Genomic DNA, 20249 nt, shown 5'->3' with positions numbered 1-20249 from the left:
CATGTATGCAAAGGACAATTTCCCGATGACCACCTCCGCGACAGGCACGGGAATTGCCAGTCTGACCGTTTCCGGAACCGGTTTCATTGCCGAAATCGCCTATCAAGGGGCGACGCTTCTGAGCTGGCGGCCGGTCTCTGCCGATGGCAGCGGAGGCGAAAATCTCGTCGACGGATATTCGACGCCCGCCGAAATGCAGTCCCAAAATGGCGTGAGGAACGGCATTCTCGCGCCCTTCTCCAACCGCATCCCGGATGGTCGGTTTAGTTTTGCCGGGCAGACGCACCGCATTGAGCCGGTGCTTGCCCATGAAGCCCTCGTCTTCCACGGATTTGCCAGAGCCCTGCCCTTCGTCCTCGCCCAGTCATCGGAGGAAAACGGCGCTCATATTCTCATCTTCCGTGCCGAAATATCGCCTGCGGATTTCAGCGGTTACCCTTACCGTCTCGCCATCGAAGTGGAATATCGCTTCGTCGGCCATGACGTTACCATCGACATTCGCGGCATCAACCGCGACGACCGGCCCCTGCCCTTCGCCGCCGGCTGGCATCCCTATTTCCGCCTGCCCGGCACCACGTCTATCGACGACCTTATCCTCACCCTGCCTTCGCGAACAGCTATTGAAACAAACGAGTATCTCATCCCCCTGCAAAACCCACAGGGCGGGTTAGTCAAACGGAACGACACCCTTTTTCTCCATACCCCGCTGGCCGGGCATGTGGTCGATGCCTGTTTCACTGATCTGATTGCATCCGCAAACGGGCTTTACGAGACGAGGCTCGAAAACCCGCATGACGGTTCAAGCCTGACGGTCTGGCAGGAGCGTGGGCACATGCATGTCTTTACCGGGGATACGCTCGCACGCGACAGGCGGCGCTCCATCGCGCTCGAACCCGTGGAAACGCCGACCAACGCTTTCAACCAGGCGGAACTCGCGGATGCAATCACGCTGCAACCGGGCGAGACGCGAAGCTTCCGCTTTGGCGTCCGTTTCAAGGCAGCACGCTGATCACGGTTCGATAGCCCTCAGATATGCGTCGTCGGCAGCGAAGACGACAGTTTCACCGTCTCCATGGAGATATAGGCGGACATGTCGTAAAGCTGCACGCGGCGCAGAATCTGTTTGTAGACCGTGTCGTAATATTCGACATTCGGCAGTACGAGCTTCAGAATATAATCGAAATTGCCGGTGAGCCGGTGAACCTCGACGATTTCAGGGATGGTGCTGACTGCGGCATGGAACCGGTCCAGCCAGTCCTCCGCATGAAGGCCCGTTCTTACCAGCAGGAAAACCGTGGTCGGAAGATTGATCTTCCGCCGGTCGAGCAGCGCCATGGTGCCTGTCACGTAACCTTCCGTTCGTAGCCGCGTGATGCGGCGCGAACAGGCCGAGAGCGACAGGGAAACTTCCTCTGCGATATCGGCGAGCGGGGTTTCGGCATTTTCCTGGAGAATCGCAAGGATTCTGCGGTCGCGGTCATCAATCATCAGCGAACAATGCACAGGATAACGCAAGCGCGCAAGAAATTTGCGACATTGGGACAGAAAGCGCGCCGAGTTTGCATCTAGGCCGCGAAAACTGCGCAAAAACGCATGCCGTTTTCGTTGCGACGATGGCATTCTTACTTTCAATCAAAGTTGAAAAGGGAACTCTTATGAAACGGATCGGCCTGATCGGCGGCATGAGCTGGGAATCCACCGCAACCTATTACCGCATGATCAACGAGGCGGTTCGCGACAGCCGCGGCGGTCTGGTCTCGGCCGATATCGTCATGCATTCGCTCGATTTTTCCGAGGTCGTCGCCCTTCAGAAGGCAGACCGCTGGGATGAGGCCGGCGCGCTGCTGGGTGCAGCAGGCGCGCGCCTTGCCAATGCCGGCGCCGATTGTGTACTGATCTGCACCAATACCATGCATCTCGTTGCCGACACCGTTGCAAAAATGTCCGGCGTGGCGCTGATTGACATCATCGACGAGACCGCAGCCGCCCTGAAAACGGATGGACGCCGCAAGCCGCTGCTGCTCGCCACCCGCTACACGATGGAACACGGTTTCTACACCGACCGGATGCGCCGCCATGGCGTCGACGTGGTCGTGCCGGATGCCGAAGACAGGGGCGCCATCCACGACATCATCTTCGGTGAATTGTGCCAGGGCGAGATCAAGTCCTGCTCGCGTGACCGCTATCTTGCGGTCATCGAGAAGGCCCGCGCACTCGGCGTTGATTCCGTCATTCTCGGTTGCACCGAAATTTCCCTGCTGATCGATCCCGACGCCCTGCCGCTGCCGGGTTACGATTCGACCGCCATTCACGCGAAGGCCGCCGTCGGTTTTGCGCTCGGAGACAAGGCATTCGACAGAGCCGCATGAATGTGCCGCCTCTTTGCCTATTCCGGTAAACCGGTCTGGCTCGACAGCCTGCTGATCGAGCCGGAAGCCTCGCTGGTCAGCCAGTCCATGGCAGCAAGGGAAGCCAAGACCGTCGTTAATGGTGATGGTTGCGGCCTTGGCTGGTATGGCGAACGCGGAACGCCCGGCGTCTTTCGCGACACGCGGCCGGCCTGGTCAGACGCCAATCTCGCGGCACTTTGCCACCAGCTTCGATCGGGCATGTTCATGGCGCATGTGCGATCCGCCACGTCGGGCGAAGTCTCGCGCGCCAATTGCCACCCCTTTGCGCATGGGAAATACCTTTTCATGCATAATGGCCAGATCGGTGGCTATGAGCAGATCAGGCGCGATATCGATTCCCTTATCCCCGATGACATCTATGCATCCCGACGCGGCACGGGCGATAGCGAAGCGATCTTCTTGATTGCCGCCGGCCATGGCCTTGAGGTGGACCCGGTCAATGCCATCTCTACCGCGCTGCAGCTTTGCCAGGAAAAGATGATGGCGGCAGGTGTCTCTTCCGCATTGAGATTCAGCGCCGTTCTGATGGATGGTGATTGCGTTCACGCCTTCCGCTGGTCAAGCGATGACAAGCCGCCGACACTTTACTGGCGCGGTCTGGACGAAGGCATTGCGTTGAGTTCGGAACCCTTTTCCTTCGATTGTGCTCCCTGGTGCGCCGTTCCACCAAATACCAGCGTGACGATCCGCGCCGGAAAAATGACGACACAGGCTTTTTTCCTTCCGTAATCCCGGCTTTGCTGGCCGCATTTTCCCGGTTTCGCGGCGTCGCTTCCGTCGACCGGTGCGGCTGCAGCAATGCCTCGTTTATTTTCATTGTATTATTGCAGCCGCGAAGGCTAGTGTGTGGTCCATGGCGTCGGATCGGAATAAGCACGATTTTCGGCTCGACGCGCAAAACGGAATATTAGAGCGAAACAGATTTCAGGACCGGTGAACCATTTAGAAGTGTTGCAGCCTCTCCCTTTCTTGCACGTTGCCCGCCATCGCGAAGACTATGCAAACCCGTTCAGGAACGACCCGTAATGGGCCGGCAATCCCTTCGGCGATCCTCGGAACGCAGAGTAAAAATTCTTATTTTTCATCACCCTAAGCCGTTCAACTTTCCGAAAAAATTGCTGTTGCCACACCTCCATATCGATGCATAAACTGGCATCAGCAAAGGCAACACGGATCGACCTCATCAGACCCTCTCCTCCCACCAAGGTGCTGACCGACCAATGATCAATAATCTCAACGCCGCCGATCTCCCCCGTCCCGCGCCGCGCAGTTCCAACCCGGAAATCATGGCGTCGGAAATCATCGAACGCCTCACCTACCGTATCGGCAAGGACGTCAAGGTTGCCAAGCCGCATGACTGGCTGACCGCAACCATTCTCGTCGTACGCGACCGCATCATCGACAAGTGGATGGAATCCACCCGCAAGGCCTATGCCAACAATTCCAAGCGCGTTTATTACCTGTCGCTCGAATTCCTGATCGGCCGCCTGATGCGCGACGCCATCTCCAATATCGGCCTGATGCATGAAATCCGCGACGCGCTGTCATCGCTCGGCGTCGATCTTGACGTCATCGCCGGGCTGGAGCCGGATGCCGCGCTCGGCAATGGCGGCCTTGGTCGTCTCGCCGCCTGTTTCATGGAATCCATGGCGACCGTTGATATCCCCGCCTATGGCTATGGCATCCGTTACGTGCACGGCCTCTTCCGCCAGCAGATGGCTGACGGATGGCAGGTGGAACTGCCGGAAACATGGCTTGCCCACGGTAACCCCTGGGAATTCGAACGCCGCGAAAGCTCCTATGAAATCGGCTTCGGCGGATCTGTAGAGACGATCGGCGGTTATGAAGATCCGCAGCGTTTCGTCTGGAAACCGGCCGAACGCGTCATCGCCATGGCCTATGACACGCCGGTCGTCGGCTGGCGCGGCACCCGCGTCAATACGCTCCGCCTCTGGTCGGCACAGCCGATCGATCCTATTCTGCTGGCTGCCTTCAACGCTGGCGACCACATCGGCGCGCTGCGTGAAAGCAACAAGGCGGAGAGCCTGACGCGGGTTCTTTATCCTGCTGACGCGACGCCTGCCGGTCAGGAACTGCGCCTGCGGCAGGAATTCTTCTTCTCCTCCGCCTCCTTGCAGGACATTCTGCGCCGCCATCTGCAGCAATATCCGGATTTTACTTCGCTGCCGGAAAAGGTCTCGATCCAGCTAAACGATACACATCCGGCCATATCCATTGCGGAGATGATGCGCCTTCTATGCGATGTGCACGGGCTGGAATTTGATGAGGCCTGGAAGATCACCCAGGGGACCTTCTCCTACACCAATCACACGCTGCTGCCGGAGGCGCTGGAAAGCTGGCCCGTGCCGCTGCTCGAACGTCTTCTGCCCCGGCACATGCAGATCGTCTACGCCATCAACGCAAATACGCTGCTCTTTGCCCGCAAGGAAAAGAAGATGGCGGATCAGCAGATCCGCTCCATCTCGCTCATCGATGAAGGCGGCGAGCGCCGTGTGCGCATGGGCAATCTCGCTTTCATCGGCTCTCATTCGATCAACGGCGTTTCCGCCCTCCATACCGAGCTGATGAAGGAGACGGTCTTTGCCGATCTCCACGGCCTCTATCCTGACCGTATCAACAACAAGACCAACGGCATCACACCGCGCCGCTGGCTGATGCAGTGCAATCCCGGCCTCACCAGCCTGCTTCGCGAAACGATCGGCGACGATTTCCTCGATGATGCGGAAAAGCTGACAGCGCTCGACCGTTTCGCCGACGATGCCGCGTTCCGCGAGAAATTCGCCGAGGTGAAGCGTCTGAACAAGGTGCGCCTTGCCAACACGGTGGCGCAGCGCATGGGCATTCGCGTCGATCCGTCGGCCATGTTCGACATCCAGATCAAACGTATCCATGAATATAAGCGCCAGCTTCTGAACCTCGTGGAAACCGTCGCGCTTTATGACCAGATTCGTTCTCACCCGGAACTGGATTGGGTTCCGCGCGTTAAGTTCTTTGCAGGCAAAGCGGCGCCGAGTTACCACAACGCGAAGCTGATCATTAAGCTTGCCAACGATATTGCCCGGGTCATCAACAACGATCCGGCCGTGCGCGGGCTTCTGAAAGTGGTATTTGTTCCGAACTATAACGTCTCGCTCGCGGAAATCATGGTACCCGCCGCCGATCTCTCCGAACAGATCTCAACGGCCGGCATGGAAGCCTCCGGCACCGGCAACATGAAATTCGCCCTCAACGGCGCGCTGACCATCGGCACGCTCGATGGCGCCAACGTTGAAATGCGCGATCATGTCGGTGAAGAAAACATTGTCATTTTTGGCATGACGGCCGATGAGGTGGCCAGAGCCCGTGCAGAGGGTCACAATCCCCGCGCGATCATCGAAGGATCGTCGGAACTGTCGCAGGCCGTTTCGTCCATCGCATCAGGCGTCTTCTCGCCGGATGACCGCTCACGATTCGCCGGCCTGATCGACGGTATTTACAACAGCGACTGGTTCATGGTTGCCGCCGATTTCGACGCCTATGCCGGTGCGCAGCGAGAAGTAGATGCGATCTGGAGTAATCCGGATAGCTGGTACGCCAAAACAGTGCGCAATACGGCGCGCATGGGCTGGTTCTCCTCCGACAGGACGATCCGCCAATATGCCACCGAGATCTGGAGAGCCTGATGAAAAAACCGCTCAATTCGGCCGAAGAAAAAAAGACTGGCGACATCACGAAGGCTGAAATCGAGGCGATCAAGAGCGGTTTGCATTCCAATCCCTTTGCCCTTCTCGGCGTTCACGAAACGCCGGAAGGGTTTTCTGCCCGCTGTTTCATTCCGGGTGCCGAGGAGGTTTCCGTCCTAACGCTGGACGGAAATTTCGTGGGAGAATTGAAGCGGCTGGACCCGGATGGCTTTTTTGAAGGCCCGATCGATATTTCGAAACGCCAGCCCGTGCGTTACCGCGCCTGCCGCGACGATGCCGAATGGGCGGTGACCGACCCTTACAGCTTCGGCCCTGTTCTCGGCCCCATGGACGATTATTTCGTTCGTGAAGGCTCGCATCTGCGGCTGTTCGATAAAATGGGCGCGCATCCGCTGAAGCTCGAGGGTGTCGAAGGTTTTCACTTCGCCGTCTGGGCGCCGAATGCGCGGCGCGTTTCCGTCGTCGGCGATTTCAACAATTGGGACGGCCGCCGGCATGTGATGCGTTTCCGCAAGGATACGGGCATCTGGGAAATCTTCGCGCCCGATGTCTATGCCGGTTGCGCCTACAAGTTCGAGATTCTCGGTGCAAACGGCGAGCTGCTGCCGCTGAAGGCCGACCCCTATGCCCGCCGCGCCGAGTTGCGGCCGAAGAACGCTTCCGTCACTACGCCCGAACTGACGCAAAAATGGGAAGATCAGGCCCATAGGGAGCATTGGGCGCAGGTGGACCAGCGCCGCCAGCCGATTAGCATCTATGAGGTGCATGCCGGCTCCTGGCAGCGCCGTGAGGACGGCACCTTCCTAAGTTGGGACGAGCTCGCCGCCCAGCTCATTCCCTATTGTACCGATATGGGCTTCACCCATATCGAGTTCCTGCCGATTACGGAACATCCCTATGACCCTTCCTGGGGTTACCAGACGACGGGTCTCTACGCCCCAAGCGCACGTTTTGGCGATCCCGAAGGGTTTGCCCGCTTCGTCAATGGCGCTCACAAGGTTGGCATCGGCGTTTTGCTGGACTGGGTTCCCGCCCATTTTCCCACCGACGAACATGGACTTCGCTGGTTCGATGGTACCGCACTCTATGAGCACGCCGATCCGCGTCAGGGTTTCCATCCCGACTGGAACACGGCGATCTATAATTTCGGCCGCGTCGAGGTCATGTCCTACCTCATCAACAACGCGCTTTACTGGGCTGAAAAATTCCATCTCGACGGCCTGCGCGTCGATGCGGTCGCCTCGATGCTCTATCTCGATTATTCCCGCAAGGAAGGCGAGTGGATCCCGAACGAATATGGCGGGCGTGAAAATCTCGAATCCGTGCGCTTCCTCCAGAAGATGAATTCCCTCGTTTATGGCACCCATCCGGGCGTCATGACGATTGCCGAGGAATCCACCTCCTGGCCGAAAGTGTCGCAGCCCGTTCATGAGGGTGGCCTCGGTTTCGGTTTCAAGTGGAATATGGGCTTCATGCACGACACGCTGAGTTATTTCTCGCGGGAGCCTGTGCATCGCAAGTTCCATCATCAGGAGCTGACCTTCGGCCTGCTTTACGCCTTCACCGAAAATTTCGTGCTGCCGCTGTCCCACGACGAGGTGGTGCACGGCAAGGGGTCGCTGATCGCCAAAATGTCCGGCGATGACTGGCAGAAATTCGCCAATCTCCGCTCCTATTACGGCTTCATGTGGGGTTATCCCGGCAAGAAGCTGCTGTTCATGGGGCAGGAGTTTGCACAGTGGAGCGAATGGAGCGAAAAGGGCGCGCTCGACTGGAACCTTCGCCAATATCCGATGCATGAAGGCATGCGCCGCCTCGTGCGCGATCTCAACCTCACCTACCGATCCAAAGCCGCCCTGCATGCCCGGGACTGCGAACCTGACGGCTTTCGCTGGCTTGTGGTCGATGATCACGAGAATTCCGTCTTCGCCTGGCTGCGCACGGCGCCCGGCGAAAAGCCGGTCGCGGTCATTTGCAACCTCACCCCGGTCTATCGGGAAAACTATTATGTGCCGCTGCCCCAGGCGGGGCGGTGGAGGGAGATTCTCAACACCGATGCCGAAATTTATGGCGGCAGCGGCAAGGGAAATGGCGGACGCGTTCAGGCGGTCGATGCCGGCGGCGATATCGGGGCGATGCTCGTCCTGCCGCCGCTCGCCACGATCATGCTCGAGCCGGAAAACTGACAGACAGAGAGGGAGGACACCATGTCGGAAAAAAGAGTTCAGCCTTTGGCGCGTGATGCAATGGCCTATGTCCTCGCGGGCGGCAGAGGCAGCCGCTTGAAGGAACTGACGGATCGCCGAGCAAAACCCGCCGTTTATTTCGGCGGCAAGGCGCGCATCATCGATTTCGCGCTCTCCAACGCGCTTAATTCCGGCATTCGCCGCATCGGCGTCGCCACGCAATACAAGGCGCACTCCCTCATTCGGCACCTGCAGCGCGGCTGGGACTTCTTCCGCCCCGAACGTAACGAAAGCTTCGACATCCTGCCCGCCTCCCAGCGCGTTTCCGAAACGCAATGGTATGAGGGTACGGCAGACGCGGTTTACCAGAACATCGACATTATCGAGCCCTATGGGCCGGAATACATGGTCATCCTCGCCGGCGACCATATCTATAAAATGGACTACGAATACATGCTGCAGCAGCATGTCGATTCCGGTGCGGATGTGACGATCGGCTGCCTTGAAGTGCCGCGTATGGAAGCAACCGGCTTCGGCGTCATGCATGTGAATGAAAAAGACGAGATCATCGATTTCATCGAAAAGCCGGCCGATCCGCCCGGCATTCCCGGCAATGAGGGTTTTGCGCTCGCCTCCATGGGCATCTACGTCTTCCACACGAAATTCCTGATGGAAGCGCTGCGCCGCGATGCCGCAGACCCCACCTCCAGCCGCGATTTCGGCAAGGACATCATTCCCTATATCGTGAAACACGGCAAAGCCGTCGCCCACCGCTTCGCAGATTCCTGCGTACGTTCGGATTTCGAGCATGGCCCCTACTGGCGCGACGTCGGTACCATCGACGCCTACTGGCAGGCCAATATCGACCTGACGGATGTGGTGCCCGACCTCGATATCTACGACAAATCCTGGCCTATCTGGACCTATGCGGAAATCACCCCGCCGGCGAAATTCGTGCATGACGATGAAAACCGCCGCGGTTCCGCCGTGTCCTCGGTCGTTTCCGGTGACTGCATCATTTCGGGTGCGTCGCTCAACCGCAGCCTTCTGTTCACAGGCGTGCGCGCCAATTCATACTCCCGCCTTGAGAATGCCGTAGTACTGCCGAGTGTGAAGATCGGGCGTCATGCCCAGCTCAGCAATGTCGTCATCGACCATGGCGTGGTCATTCCGGAAGGACTGATTGTAGGAGAAGACCCAGAATTGGATGCCAAACGTTTCCGCCGTACCGAAAACGGCATCTGCCTTATCACCCAATCGATGATCGACAAGCTGGACCTGTAGCGCCGATGAATGTCCTTTCGGTTTCATCCGAAATCTACCCCCTGATCAAGACCGGAGGGCTCGCCGATGTTGCCGGCGCGCTCCCCATCGCGCTCGAAGCCTATGGCGTCAAGACGCGCACGCTGATACCTGGGTATCCGGCGGTGAAAGCTGCCGTGACAAACGCGGTGAAATGTTACGAATTCACCGACCTGCTGGGTGAAAAGGCCGATCTGCTCGAAGGCCAGCACGAAGGACTGGATCTCCTCATCCTCGATTCGCCCGCTTATTACGAGCGCTCCGGCGGACCCTATCTCGACCAGACGGGCAAGGATTATCCTGATAACTGGAAACGCTTTGCGGCGCTTTCGCTGGCGGCGGCCCGGATTGCAGCCGGCGAATTTCCCGACTGGCGGCCGGATCTCCTGCACGCTCATGACTGGCAGGCTGCCATGGCGCCAGTCTACATGCGTTATGCCGAAACGCCTGAAATTCCGAGCCTGCTCACCATTCACAACATTGCCTTCCAGGGGCAGTTCGGCGCCAACATCTTCAGCAAGCTTGGGCTACCAGCCCATGCTTTCGGCATGGAGGGCGTGGAATATTATAACGACGTGAGTTTCCTCAAGGGCGGACTGCAGACGGCGACGGCGCTCAGCACCGTCAGTCCCTCATATGCCGAGGAAATCCTCACCCCGCAATTCGGCATGGGCCTGCACGGCGTTATCGGCAGCCGCGCCCATGTGCTGCACGGCATCGTCAACGGTATCGACGCGGACGTCTGGAACCCGGCAACGGATCATCTGATCCATGACAATTATTCCGCCGCCAATCTCAGAAACCGGGCCCTGAACAAGAAGTCTGTTGCCGAACATTTTCGCATCGACGACGATGACAGCCCGCTGTTCTGCGTCATCTCCCGCCTCACCTGGCAGAAGGGCATCGACCTCATGGCCGAAGCTGTGGACGAGATAGTTTCCCTCGGCGGCCGCCTGGTGGTGCTGGGCGCGGGCGATGTCGCGCTGGAAGGCGCGCTCCTGGCGGCGGCGTCCCGCCACCATGGCCGCGTCGGCGTTGCCATCGGTTACAACGAACCCCTGTCACATCTCATGCAGGCGGGCTGCGACGCGATCATCATCCCCTCGCGCTTTGAACCCTGCGGCCTCACCCAGCTTTATGCGTTGCGTTACGGCTGCATTCCGGTCGTCGCCCGCACCGGCGGCCTTGCAGACACGGTGATCGACGCCAACCATGCCGCCATCGCCAACAAGTCGGCGACCGGTGTGCAATTTTCCCCCGTCACGCTTGATGGTCTCAAACAGGCGATCCGCCGGACCATCCGTTATTATCACGACCCGAAACTATGGACACAGATGCAGAAACTCGGGATGAAATCCGATGTTTCCTGGGAAAAGAGCGCCGGCCTTTACGCCGCGCTTTACAGCCAGCTTATTTCGAAAGGCCATTGAACCAATGATCAAGACTGTTCAGACGAAGCCCTATCAGGACCAGAAGCCGGGCACTTCAGGCCTGCGCAAGAAGGTGCCCGTCTTCGCCCAGGAAAATTACGCCGAGAACTTCATCCAGTCGATCTTCGACGCGCTTGAGGGCTTTGAAGGCCAGACGCTGGTGATCGGCGGCGATGGCCGATACTACAACCGCGAAGTCATCCAGAAGGCAATCAAGATGGCCGCCGCTGCCGGCTTCGGCAAGGTTCTGGTCGGTCAGGGCGGCATTCTCTCCACGCCGGCGGCATCCAACATCATCCGCAAATACAAGGCCTTCGGCGGTATCGTGCTCTCCGCCAGCCACAATCCCGGCGGCCCTACCGAAGATTTCGGCATCAAATACAATATCGGCAATGGCGGTCCCGCCCCGGAAAAGATCACCGACGCGATCTACGCCCGTTCCAAGGTCATCGACAGCTACAAAATTTCAGACGCCGCCGATATCGACCTCGACAAGGTGGGCAGCTTCAAGGTGGACGATCTGACGGTCGAGGTGATCGACCCCGTCGCCGATTATGCCGCCCTGATGGAAGAGCTGTTCGATTTCGATGCCATCCGTGCCCTCATCGCCGGCGGCTTCAAGGTCGTGGTCGATTCCATGAGCGCCGTCACAGGCCCTTATGCCGTTGAGATCATCGAAAAGCGGCTTGGCGCTCCGAAGGGCTCGGTCCGCAATGCTGCACCGCTGCCGGACTTCGGCGGCCATCACCCCGACCCTAATCTTGTCCACGCCAAGGAGCTTTATGACGATGTCATGAGCCCGGAAGGCCCCGATTTCGGCGCTGCTTCCGATGGCGACGGCGACCGCAACATGGTCGTCGGCAAGGGCATGTTCGTCACGCCATCAGACAGCCTGGCGATCATCGCCGCCAATGCCAGACTGGCACCCGGTTACGCGGCAGGCATTTCCGGCATCGCCCGTTCCATGCCGACAAGTGCGGCAGCTGACCGTGTCGCCGAAAAGCTCGGCCTTGGCATGTACGAGACTCCAACCGGCTGGAAGTTCTTCGGCAACCTCATGGATGCCGGCAGGGTGACGATCTGCGGCGAAGAAAGCTTCGGCACAGGCTCCAATCATGTACGCGAGAAGGATGGTCTCTGGGCCGTGCTCTACTGGCTGAACATCGTCGCCGCCCGCAAGGAAAGCGTGAAGGACATCGTCACCAAGCACTGGGCCGAATATGGCCGCAATTATTACTCCCGCCACGACTATGAGGAAGTGGATTCGGACGCCGCCAACACGCTGGTGGCGACCCTGCGCGAAAAGCTCGCGACGCTTCCCGGCACCAGCTACGGCAATCTGAAGGTCGCCGCGGCAGATGATTTTGCCTATCACGATCCGGTCGATCAGTCCGTCAGCAAGAACCAGGGTATCCGCATCCTGTTCGAAGGAGGTTCGCGCATCGTGCTGCGCCTTTCCGGCACCGGTACGGCGGGCGCCACACTTCGTCTCTATGTCGAGCGTTACGAGCCGGACGCGGCGCGTCACGGCATCGAAACGCAGGAAGCGCTCGCCGACCTGATTGCCGTTGCCGATACGATCGCCGGCATCAAGGCCCATACGGGACGAAGCGCGCCGAGCGTTATCACATAAGCTGGCTGCGGCGCTGCTTTCTCCTGAGAGAGCCGGGCACAATACGATGAGTTCACAAAGCAACTCGTTGGAGTGACACGTCCGCCACCCTGCTCGGCGTCATCCTCGGGCTTGCTCGAGGATGACGGAGGAGGATTTCCAACCCTCCTATTCTGCCGATACCTTTCAGAAGAGATATTATCTAGCGGAGACAGATAATGCAGACACCTTCCGTTTTCCCTAAAGGCGCGCTGCAGACGGAAAACGGAACGGAATTCACGGTCTATTCCCGGCACGCCTCCCAGATCGATCTTTGTCTTTTCGATACGGCCGGGGAAAAAGAGATGGCGCGCCTGCCAATGGTGCGCGGTGAAGGCGACATTCACGGATTGATCGTCTCCGACGCTGGTCCGGGTACGCGTTACGGCTTTCGCGCTCACGGTATTTATTCGCCCGAACATGGCCTGTGGTTCGATCCCGCAAAGTTGCTGCTCGACCCCTATGCCACGGAGATAGACCGTTCCTTCCGGCATGATCCAGCCCTTTTTGCCTTTGGTCAGGAAACGGGCCACATCGTGCCCAAGGCAATTCTTGCCAGCCATGAGCCGCTCAAGCGCCAACCGCCGCTTTTCACCGACGGTGGGCTGATTTACGAACTTTCCGTGAAATCCTTTTCGCAGCTGCATCCCGAGGTGCCGGAAGACATCCGGGGCACCGTCGCCGCGCTCGCCCATCCCGCCATCCTAGCCCACCTGAAAAAAATCGGCGTCGACGCGGTGGAGCTGATGCCGATTACCGCGTGGATCGATGAGCGTCACCTGCCGCCTCTCGGCCTTTCCAATGCCTGGGGTTATAATCCCGTCGGCTTCATGGCGCTTGATCCGCGACTCTGTCCCGGTGGCGTGCGGGAACTGCGCGAGACGGTTGCAGCGCTGCATGCGCAGGGCATCGGCGTCCTTCTCGATCTGGTCTTCAACCACACGGGTGAAAGCGATATCGAGGGATCGGTTCTGTCGCTGCGCGGGCTCGACAATCTCACCGCCTTTCGTCACCCGCCGGGCAAACCGGGGATTCTGGTCAACGATACCGGCACCGGCAACACGGTCGCCTGCGACCATCCCTATATCCGGCAGCTCATCATCGATTCTCTCAGACATTTCGTTCTGAGTGCCGGCGTGGACGGTTTCCGCTTTGATCTGGCCCCAGTGCTCGGACGAACGGCCAATGGCTTCGAAATGGCAAGCGAAACGCTCTCGGCCATGCATTCGGACCCCTTGCTTTATGACCGCGTGCTGATCGCCGAACCGTGGGATATCGGCCCAGGCGGGTACCAGCTCGGCAATTTTCCGGAAAGCTTCCTCGAATGGAACGATCGCGCCCGCGACGACATGCGCCGGTTCTGGCGCGGGGAGGCCGGCACGACCGGGGCGCTGGCCGATGCGCTTTCCGGTTCCTCGCCGATCTTTTCCCGCCATGGCCGCCAAAACACCCGCAGCGTCAATTTTCTCGCTGCGCATGACGGTTTCACCCTGTACGATCTCGTCAGCCACGAACATAAGCACAATGAGAAAAACGGAGAGAGCAATCGCGACGGCCACAATGACAACCATTCCTGGAACAATGGTTTTGAGGGGCTGACAGACGATCCCGCCATTGGAGCAGCCCGGATTGCAGATGTGAAGGCGCTGCTCTCCACGCTTTTCGTCTCTCGCGGCGCCCTGATGCTCACGGCGGGCGACGAGGGCGGCCGCAGCCAGCAAGGCAACAACAACGCCTATTGCCAGGACAATGAGATAAGCTGGGTCGACTGGTCATCGCTTCTCTACGAATTGATCGACCATACCGCCTTTCTCGCCTCATTGCGCAAACGTTTCGACGTGTTTTCGGGGACAGGTTTCTTCTCAGGCCATGGCGATGTGACATGGCTCGCCCCCGCCGGCGAGCCGATGACGACGGCAGACTGGGAAAGGCCGAATGCGCAGGCTTTTGCCATGGTGCTTTCCACACTCGACCGGGAAACTGGTGCCGACGCTGAACTTGCCGTGCTGATAAACCGCAGCCGTGAGATCGTGCCTTTCACCCTGCCGGGCGATGGCTGGTCCGCCATCGGCACGGATTTCGGTAACCCCGCCTTCCTTCCAGCCCGTTCGGTGGTGTTTTATCTGCGCGGTTGATCCCGTCGCGTCACGAGCCCTATAAGTCGCGGGAGACAATGCGGACGAGGTAACATGACAAAAGAAATTGCGCTGGCCGAGATGAAAAACCACGTTGGCACAGAAATGGGCGTTTCCGACTGGATCACGGTCGACCAAACGATGATCGACAGCTTCGCAAAAGCAACACTGGATGACCAGTTCATCCACACAGACCCGGAACGCGCCAAAGCGGAAAGTCCCTTTGGCGGCACCATTGCGCATGGGTTCCTGACGCTATCTCTGCTTTCGGCCCTGAATTACGACGCCCTGCCGCGCATTCGCGAGCAGACCATGGGCATCAATTACGGCTTCGACGCCATTCGTTTCGTCGCTCCGGTCAAAAGCGGTGCTCGCGTGCGCGGCCGTTTCACCCTGGCGGAGACGCGCTTTCGCGGAGCCTCCATGCTGATGACCACATACGATGTAACGGTGGAAATCGAAAACGAGAAAAAGCCGGCGCTAACCGCGCGCTGGACCACCATCAGCCAGTTCAATCCGGAGGACAGGCCGGAAGACGCCTGAAACCCACGAGGGAGAGACCGCATGCACGATGAAGCCGTAAGGAATGCGTTTCTCGTTCAGGCAAGAGCCTGCGACAGCCTCGGCTCTCCCTTCACGGCACGGCTTTGCCGCGCCATGGCAACAAGGCTCGACCGCCAGACAGAGGTCGGCGAGCGAGTTTTGTCCTGGTCCGGCGATGTCGGTCCATCCGGAGATTCCGTACCGCTACGGCTGGCGGGCGCCCTGCATGCGCTTGCCATAGAGGAAAAGATCGCGCCGCTCGCCGATATTCCGCCGGAAAACGAAGAAGCGCTCTGGCAGGCATGTGCAAACGCCCTGCGTTTTCATTCCGCCTTCATCCTCGAAAGGTTGCAATCACCGCCGCAGACCAACGAGGTTCGCCGTTCTGCCGTTCTGCTGCCTGGCTTTCTTTCGATTGCGAAAATGACGGGCAAGCCGCTGGTGCTTTCCGAAGTCGGGGCCAGCGCTGGCCTCAACCTGCAATTTGACCGTTACCGATATCGCCTCGGCGATCTCGCCTGGGGTGAACAGTCCGATGTTTTCCTGTCACCGGAATGGCGCGGCGACACCCCCGCCCATGAGCGGATCGACGTCATCGAGCGCGCCGGCTGCGATATCAACCCACTCGATCCGTCATCCGCGGAAGATCGTCTGCGGCTGATGTCCTATGTCTGGGCCGACCAGACGGACAGGCTCGAACGAACGGCCGCCGCCCTGCGCATTGCGATGGAACACGCTCTGCATGTCGAGAAGGCCGACGCTGTCGACTGGCTGCAACGCCGCCTTGCCACGCAATATCCGGGCGCTGCCCATGTCATCTATCATTCCGTCGCCTGGCAATATCTGCCCGATGACCTGAAACAGGCCGGCGAGACTGTGATTGCCGAGGCCGGCACCCGCGCCACGCCGGACGCCCCGCTTGCCCGGCTGCAAATGGAAGCGGATGCGACGCCCGGCGGTGCTGCAATTATGCTTCAAATCTGGCCGGGCGGCGAAAAGCAGGAAATCGGCCGCGCCGATTTCCATGGGCGATGGGTGGAATGGCGGGGTTGGACAGAGAGTTAAACCGCCACGTCCTCAGCCGCCTCCTGCAGCAGCCCGCCGACATAGGTCGCGAAGGAGCGCCAGCACTCCACCCGGAATGTGTCATCCCCCGTGCGCAGCAGGACCACTTCCGCCTTGCCGAAAATAGTGCGTGAGCAGCCACCTACCGGGAACCTCGCAAGAGAAAGGTCCTGCGGGCAGCCGGCATTGAGAGCTGCTTCCGCGCCAGCGCCGGAAACGATGATGGCGGTGTTGCGGTGGGAAATATCAGTTGCCGAAAACAGGCCGGAAACGCCGGCAAGCGCCACCATGAGATCGCTTTCGCCCTGATCAATCACCAGCCATTCATCCGGGCCGAGCCACAGAGCGGATCGCAGACCAGAGGTGACCGAGCTTTTCGGGCTGGTCGGCAAGGCAAGACCGAGCGCTTCGGACAGCGCCGGCACGGCGCTCTCGCGTGCCCGCAGCGACAACCGCGAGGCAGAAGCCGCAGGCTTCAGCGATACAAAGGGCGAACCGCCGTGAAAATCCTCAAGCACGGATTTGCGTTTTGCGTGCAGCATATCAGCCATTGAGACGGGCTCCTTCCTTGTCGAGGAAGACCATGTCGGTCACTTCGACGGCAATGGTTTTATCAGCAAGCGGAATATAGAGCGTTTCGCCCATGCGCGCCCTGCCATCCGCCACCAAGGCGAAAGCAATGGAATGGCCGAGATTTTCCGACCAATAGGCCGAGGTCACATGGCCGAGCATGGTCATTGGCTTTGGCTGGTTCGGATCGGCAACGATCTGACCGCCCTCGTCCGGAACGGTCAGCCGGTCCTTCGTCTTCAGGCCAACAAGCTGTTTGCGGCCGGAGCGCGTTAGATCGGGGCGTTTCAGACCGCGAATGCCGACGAAATCCGTTTTCTTTTTGGAGACAGCCCAGCCAAGCCCGGCATCATCGGGCGTCACGGTGCCGTCCGTATCCTGTCCGACGATGATATAGCCCTTTTCGGCACGCAGGATATGCATTGTTTCGGTACCGTAGAGGCAGCCGCCGACGGCTTCCGCCCTCTCCCGGATTGCAGACCAGACGGCCGCGCCGTAATCGGCAGGCACATTGATTTCGAAACCGAGTTCGCCGGTGAAGGAGACGCGGAAAAGCCGCGTCGGCACGCCGCAGAACTTGCCTTCCGCCACCGCCATATGCGGAAAGACCTCCGGCGAAAGGTCGATACCCTCGACGAAAGGCGCGATAACCTCGCGCGCCTTCGGCCCCTGCACGGCAATCACGGCCCATTGTTCGGTTGCCGATGTCAGCCAGACATTGAGATCGGGGAATTCGGTCTGGAGATAGTCCTCCATGTGCTGGAGAACGCGCGGCGCGCCGCCCGTCGTCGTCGTCACGTGGAAACGGTCTTCGGCCAGGCGCCCAACAACGCCGTCATCGTAAACGAAGCCGTCTTCGCGGGTCATGATGCCATAACGGCAGCGGCCGGGTTTCAACGTATCCCAGGCATTGGTGTAGATGAGGTTCAGGAACTTCGCCGCATCCGGGCCAACCACCTCGATTTTTCCGAGGGTTGAGGCATCAAACACGCCGACGCTCTCACGAACCGTCTTGCATTCACGGTTGATCGCTTCATGCATGTCCTCGCCCGCCCGCGGGAAGAACCAGGCACGCTTCCAGTTGCCGACATCCTCGAATACCGCGCCAGCTGCCAGCTCTTCGTCGTGCATCGGCGTCTTGCGCGCAGGATCGAACAGCGCGCCGCGTGAATGGTTGATGAGCGTGCCGAAAGTAACCGGCGTATAGGGCTGGCGGAAGGTGGTGAGGCCGACCTTGGGCAAATCCCGGCCAAGCGCTTCCGATGCAATGGCAAGGCCATGCATGTTCGACATCTTGCCCTGGTCGGACGCCATGCCATTGGTGGTGAAGCGCTTGATATGCTCGACCGAATGCATGCCCTCGCGCACGGCAAGGCGAATATCCTTGGCGCAGACATCGTGCTGGAAATCGATGAAAGCCTTGACGCCGGTGCCCTCGCCTGCACCCTCCGCCGCACCAATCATGCCGCCTGTCCAGGCCCGGGCGTTTTCACCGGAAAACGCCACCGCGCCGCCACCCGCAGCCGCGGCCTCGGCGATCAGCGCCGAAAGATCATCCGTGCCATTGCAGGCGCCGATGGAGACGCAGTTCTGCACATGAATGTCAGGCAGGAAACGCTGGTTAGCCGCGTCAAACCTCAGCTTGCCGCGCGATTGCGAGAACAGATGCACTGAAGGCGTCCAGCCGGCGGAGACAACAAGCGCGTCGATGGCGATCTTGCGCTTGTTCGACCCGCCATTGCGGCCGACCGTCATGGAAGATACGCGCAGGCGGCCGGCGGTGTTGTAAACGCTGTGACCCGCCAGCACTTCGATGCCGAGCGCCCGGGCCTCGTCCAGCAGACGCTGGTCCGGATTTTCGCGGCAATCGACGATGGTGGCGATCTTCACCCCGGCCTTCTTCAGATCGAAGGCAGTCTCATAGGCGGAATCATGAGCGGTGTAGACACCGACATTGTGGCCCACGGCGACGCCGTAATGGTTCAGATAGGTGCGGGCGGCCGAAGCCAGCATGATGCCAGGCCGGTCATTGTTGGCGAAGACCATGTGGCGCTCGATCGCACCGGCCGCCAGCACGACCTTTTTGGCGCGGACCTGCCAAAGGCGCTCGCGCGGCTGATGTTTGGCCGGCGTCGCGAGATGATCGGTGACGCGTTCGGCGAGCGCGACAAAATTGTGGTTGTAATAACCAAAGGCGGTCGTGCGCGTCAGAACCCGGACGTTGGGCAGGGACTTCAGCTCGGCAAAAACCTTCTGCGCCCATTCATAACCGGGCAGGCCGTCGATGACCGCGCCGGCATCGAAACGCAGGGCTCCGCCGACTTCCGCATTCTCATCCACCAGAATGACGCTGGCGCCAGTTTTCGCGGCAGAAAGCGCAGCTGTGAGACCGGCGACCCCAGCGCCGGCCACCAGCACGTCGCAATGGGCATAACGTCCGGAATAATGATCCGCATCCGGCTCGCTTGGCGCCTTGCCGAGGCCGGCGGCGCGGCGGATCAGCGGTTCGTAAATCTTATGCCAGGCGGCCTTCGGCCACATGAACGTCTTGTAGTAGAAACCGGCCGCGAACATCGGCGACAGAAGATCGTTGATGGCGCTCAGATCGAAGGACAGCGACGGGAAACGGTTCTGCGAGGCGATAATCGCCCCGTCGAACACTTCCTGCACCGTGGCACGCACGTTGGGCTGCTTGCGCAGGCTGTCGCGGGAAACGTCAATGAGCGCATTCGGTTCCTCCGGCCCGGCCGACAGGAAACCGCGCGGACGGTGGTATTTGAACGAGCGGCCGATCAGGTGCACGCCATTGGCCAGAAGCGCCGACGCGACGGTGTCGCCCTCCAGCGCCGGATAGATCTTGCCGTCAAAGGTAAAGCGCGCGGTTCTCGCCGGCGTGAGACGGCCAGCGCCCTTGATACGATAATCGCCGCTCATTGCCCGGCTCCCTTTTCTGCCGAAAGGACCGTTTCAATATCGGGTTTCGGTTCACCCGCCTTATAGGTCATCAGGAATCTGTCGCTCACCGAATCGCGGGCGGCGTTGAAAAAGCGGCCGCAGCCGTGAATGTGACGCCAGCGCTCGAAAACGAGGCCCTTGTCGTTGTCGCGGATGAAGAAATATTCCGCGAAGGCCTCGTCGGAGATATCGGCGATGTTTTCCGGCCGGGCGATATGGGCTTCGCCCGCCCAGCGGAATTCCAGTTCGGAACGGTCTTCCCCGCAATAGGGGCAATGGATCAGAAGCATCGTCGCT

The 20249-nt window shown here is 59.7% G+C and carries 15 protein-coding genes; 11 read left to right on the top strand and 4 right to left on the bottom strand.

Going from position 1 to position 20249, the window contains the following annotated elements; all coding sequences use genetic code 11:
* Window positions 1-25: 25 nt before the first annotated feature.
* Window positions 26-1009: an aldose 1-epimerase gene (locus tag BTN45_RS20255; RefSeq protein ID WP_207590744.1), complete on the top strand. Its 984-nt coding sequence runs from the start codon at window positions 26-28 to the stop codon at window positions 1007-1009.
* 17 nt (window positions 1010-1026) lie between these two features.
* Here the strand turns inward: BTN45_RS20255 and BTN45_RS20250 are convergent, their stop codons facing one another.
* Window positions 1027-1488: an Lrp/AsnC family transcriptional regulator gene (locus tag BTN45_RS20250; RefSeq protein ID WP_003508584.1), complete on the bottom strand. Its 462-nt coding sequence runs from the start codon at window positions 1486-1488 to the stop codon at window positions 1027-1029.
* A gap of 167 nt (window positions 1489-1655) precedes the next feature.
* Between BTN45_RS20250 and BTN45_RS20245 the strand changes: the two genes are divergently transcribed.
* From BTN45_RS20245 to BTN45_RS20200, 10 genes are all read left to right on the top strand, one after another.
* On the top strand, window positions 1656-2369 hold the full coding sequence (locus BTN45_RS20245) for an aspartate/glutamate racemase family protein (protein WP_207590743.1): 714 nt from the start codon (window positions 1656-1658) through the stop codon (window positions 2367-2369).
* The gene (locus BTN45_RS20240; RefSeq protein ID WP_207590742.1) at window positions 2370-3140 is read left to right on the top strand and encodes a class II glutamine amidotransferase; all 771 of its coding nucleotides are present in this window, start codon (window positions 2370-2372) and stop codon (window positions 3138-3140) included.
* A 491-nt stretch (window positions 3141-3631) separates the two neighbouring features.
* Window positions 3632-6094 (top strand): glycogen/starch/alpha-glucan phosphorylase, encoded by a 2463-nt coding sequence (locus BTN45_RS20235; protein WP_207590741.1) that lies wholly within the window; start codon window positions 3632-3634, stop codon window positions 6092-6094.
* Window positions 6094-8301, top strand: a complete 2208-nt coding sequence (gene glgB, locus BTN45_RS20230) for a 1,4-alpha-glucan branching protein GlgB (RefSeq protein WP_207590740.1) — start codon at window positions 6094-6096, stop codon at window positions 8299-8301. The genes BTN45_RS20235 and glgB overlap by 1 nt, the downstream gene beginning before the upstream one ends.
* Window positions 8302-8322: 21 nt before the next feature.
* Complete coding sequence (gene glgC, locus BTN45_RS20225; protein WP_004437759.1) at window positions 8323-9585, top strand: glucose-1-phosphate adenylyltransferase; 1263 nt, start codon at window positions 8323-8325, stop codon at window positions 9583-9585.
* 5 nt (window positions 9586-9590) lie between these two features.
* Window positions 9591-11033: a glycogen synthase GlgA gene (gene glgA / locus BTN45_RS20220; protein WP_207590738.1), complete on the top strand. Its 1443-nt coding sequence runs from the start codon at window positions 9591-9593 to the stop codon at window positions 11031-11033.
* Window positions 11034-11037: 4 nt separating this feature from the next.
* Window positions 11038-12666, top strand: coding sequence for an alpha-D-glucose phosphate-specific phosphoglucomutase (locus BTN45_RS20215; protein WP_207590736.1), 1629 nt, complete (start codon window positions 11038-11040; stop codon window positions 12664-12666).
* 197 nt (window positions 12667-12863) lie between these two features.
* The gene (gene glgX / locus BTN45_RS20210; RefSeq protein WP_207590734.1) at window positions 12864-14819 is read left to right on the top strand and encodes a glycogen debranching protein GlgX; all 1956 of its coding nucleotides are present in this window, start codon (window positions 12864-12866) and stop codon (window positions 14817-14819) included.
* 54 nt (window positions 14820-14873) lie between these two features.
* Complete coding sequence (locus BTN45_RS20205; RefSeq protein ID WP_004437750.1) at window positions 14874-15362, top strand: MaoC family dehydratase; 489 nt, start codon at window positions 14874-14876, stop codon at window positions 15360-15362.
* Between the two features lie 21 nt (window positions 15363-15383).
* Entirely contained in the window at window positions 15384-16427 is a 1044-nt protein-coding gene (locus tag BTN45_RS20200; RefSeq protein WP_207590732.1) for a DUF2332 domain-containing protein, read from the top strand.
* Here the strand turns inward: BTN45_RS20200 and BTN45_RS20195 are convergent.
* The 3 genes from BTN45_RS20195 to BTN45_RS20185 are packed head-to-tail and all read right to left on the bottom strand — an operon-like array spanning window position 16424 to window position 20242.
* Window positions 16424-16978 (bottom strand): sarcosine oxidase subunit gamma, encoded by a 555-nt coding sequence (locus BTN45_RS20195; RefSeq protein WP_006698104.1) that lies wholly within the window; start codon window positions 16976-16978, stop codon window positions 16424-16426. The genes BTN45_RS20200 and BTN45_RS20195 overlap by 4 nt on opposite strands.
* On the bottom strand, window positions 16971-19931 hold the full coding sequence (locus tag BTN45_RS20190; protein WP_207590729.1) for a sarcosine oxidase subunit alpha: 2961 nt from the start codon (window positions 19929-19931) through the stop codon (window positions 16971-16973). The genes BTN45_RS20195 and BTN45_RS20190 overlap by 8 nt, the downstream gene beginning before the upstream one ends.
* Window positions 19928-20242 (bottom strand): sarcosine oxidase subunit delta, encoded by a 315-nt coding sequence (locus BTN45_RS20185; protein ID WP_004437737.1) that lies wholly within the window; start codon window positions 20240-20242, stop codon window positions 19928-19930. Before BTN45_RS20185 ends, BTN45_RS20190 begins: the two co-directional genes overlap by 4 nt.
* Window positions 20243-20249: the final 7 nt, after the last annotated feature.

Source organism: Rhizobium sp. ZX09, assembly GCF_017357485.1.
Taxonomy (GTDB): Bacteria; Pseudomonadota; Alphaproteobacteria; order Rhizobiales; family Rhizobiaceae; genus Agrobacterium; species Agrobacterium pusense.
This window is presented reverse-complemented; position numbering and strand designations above follow the sequence as displayed.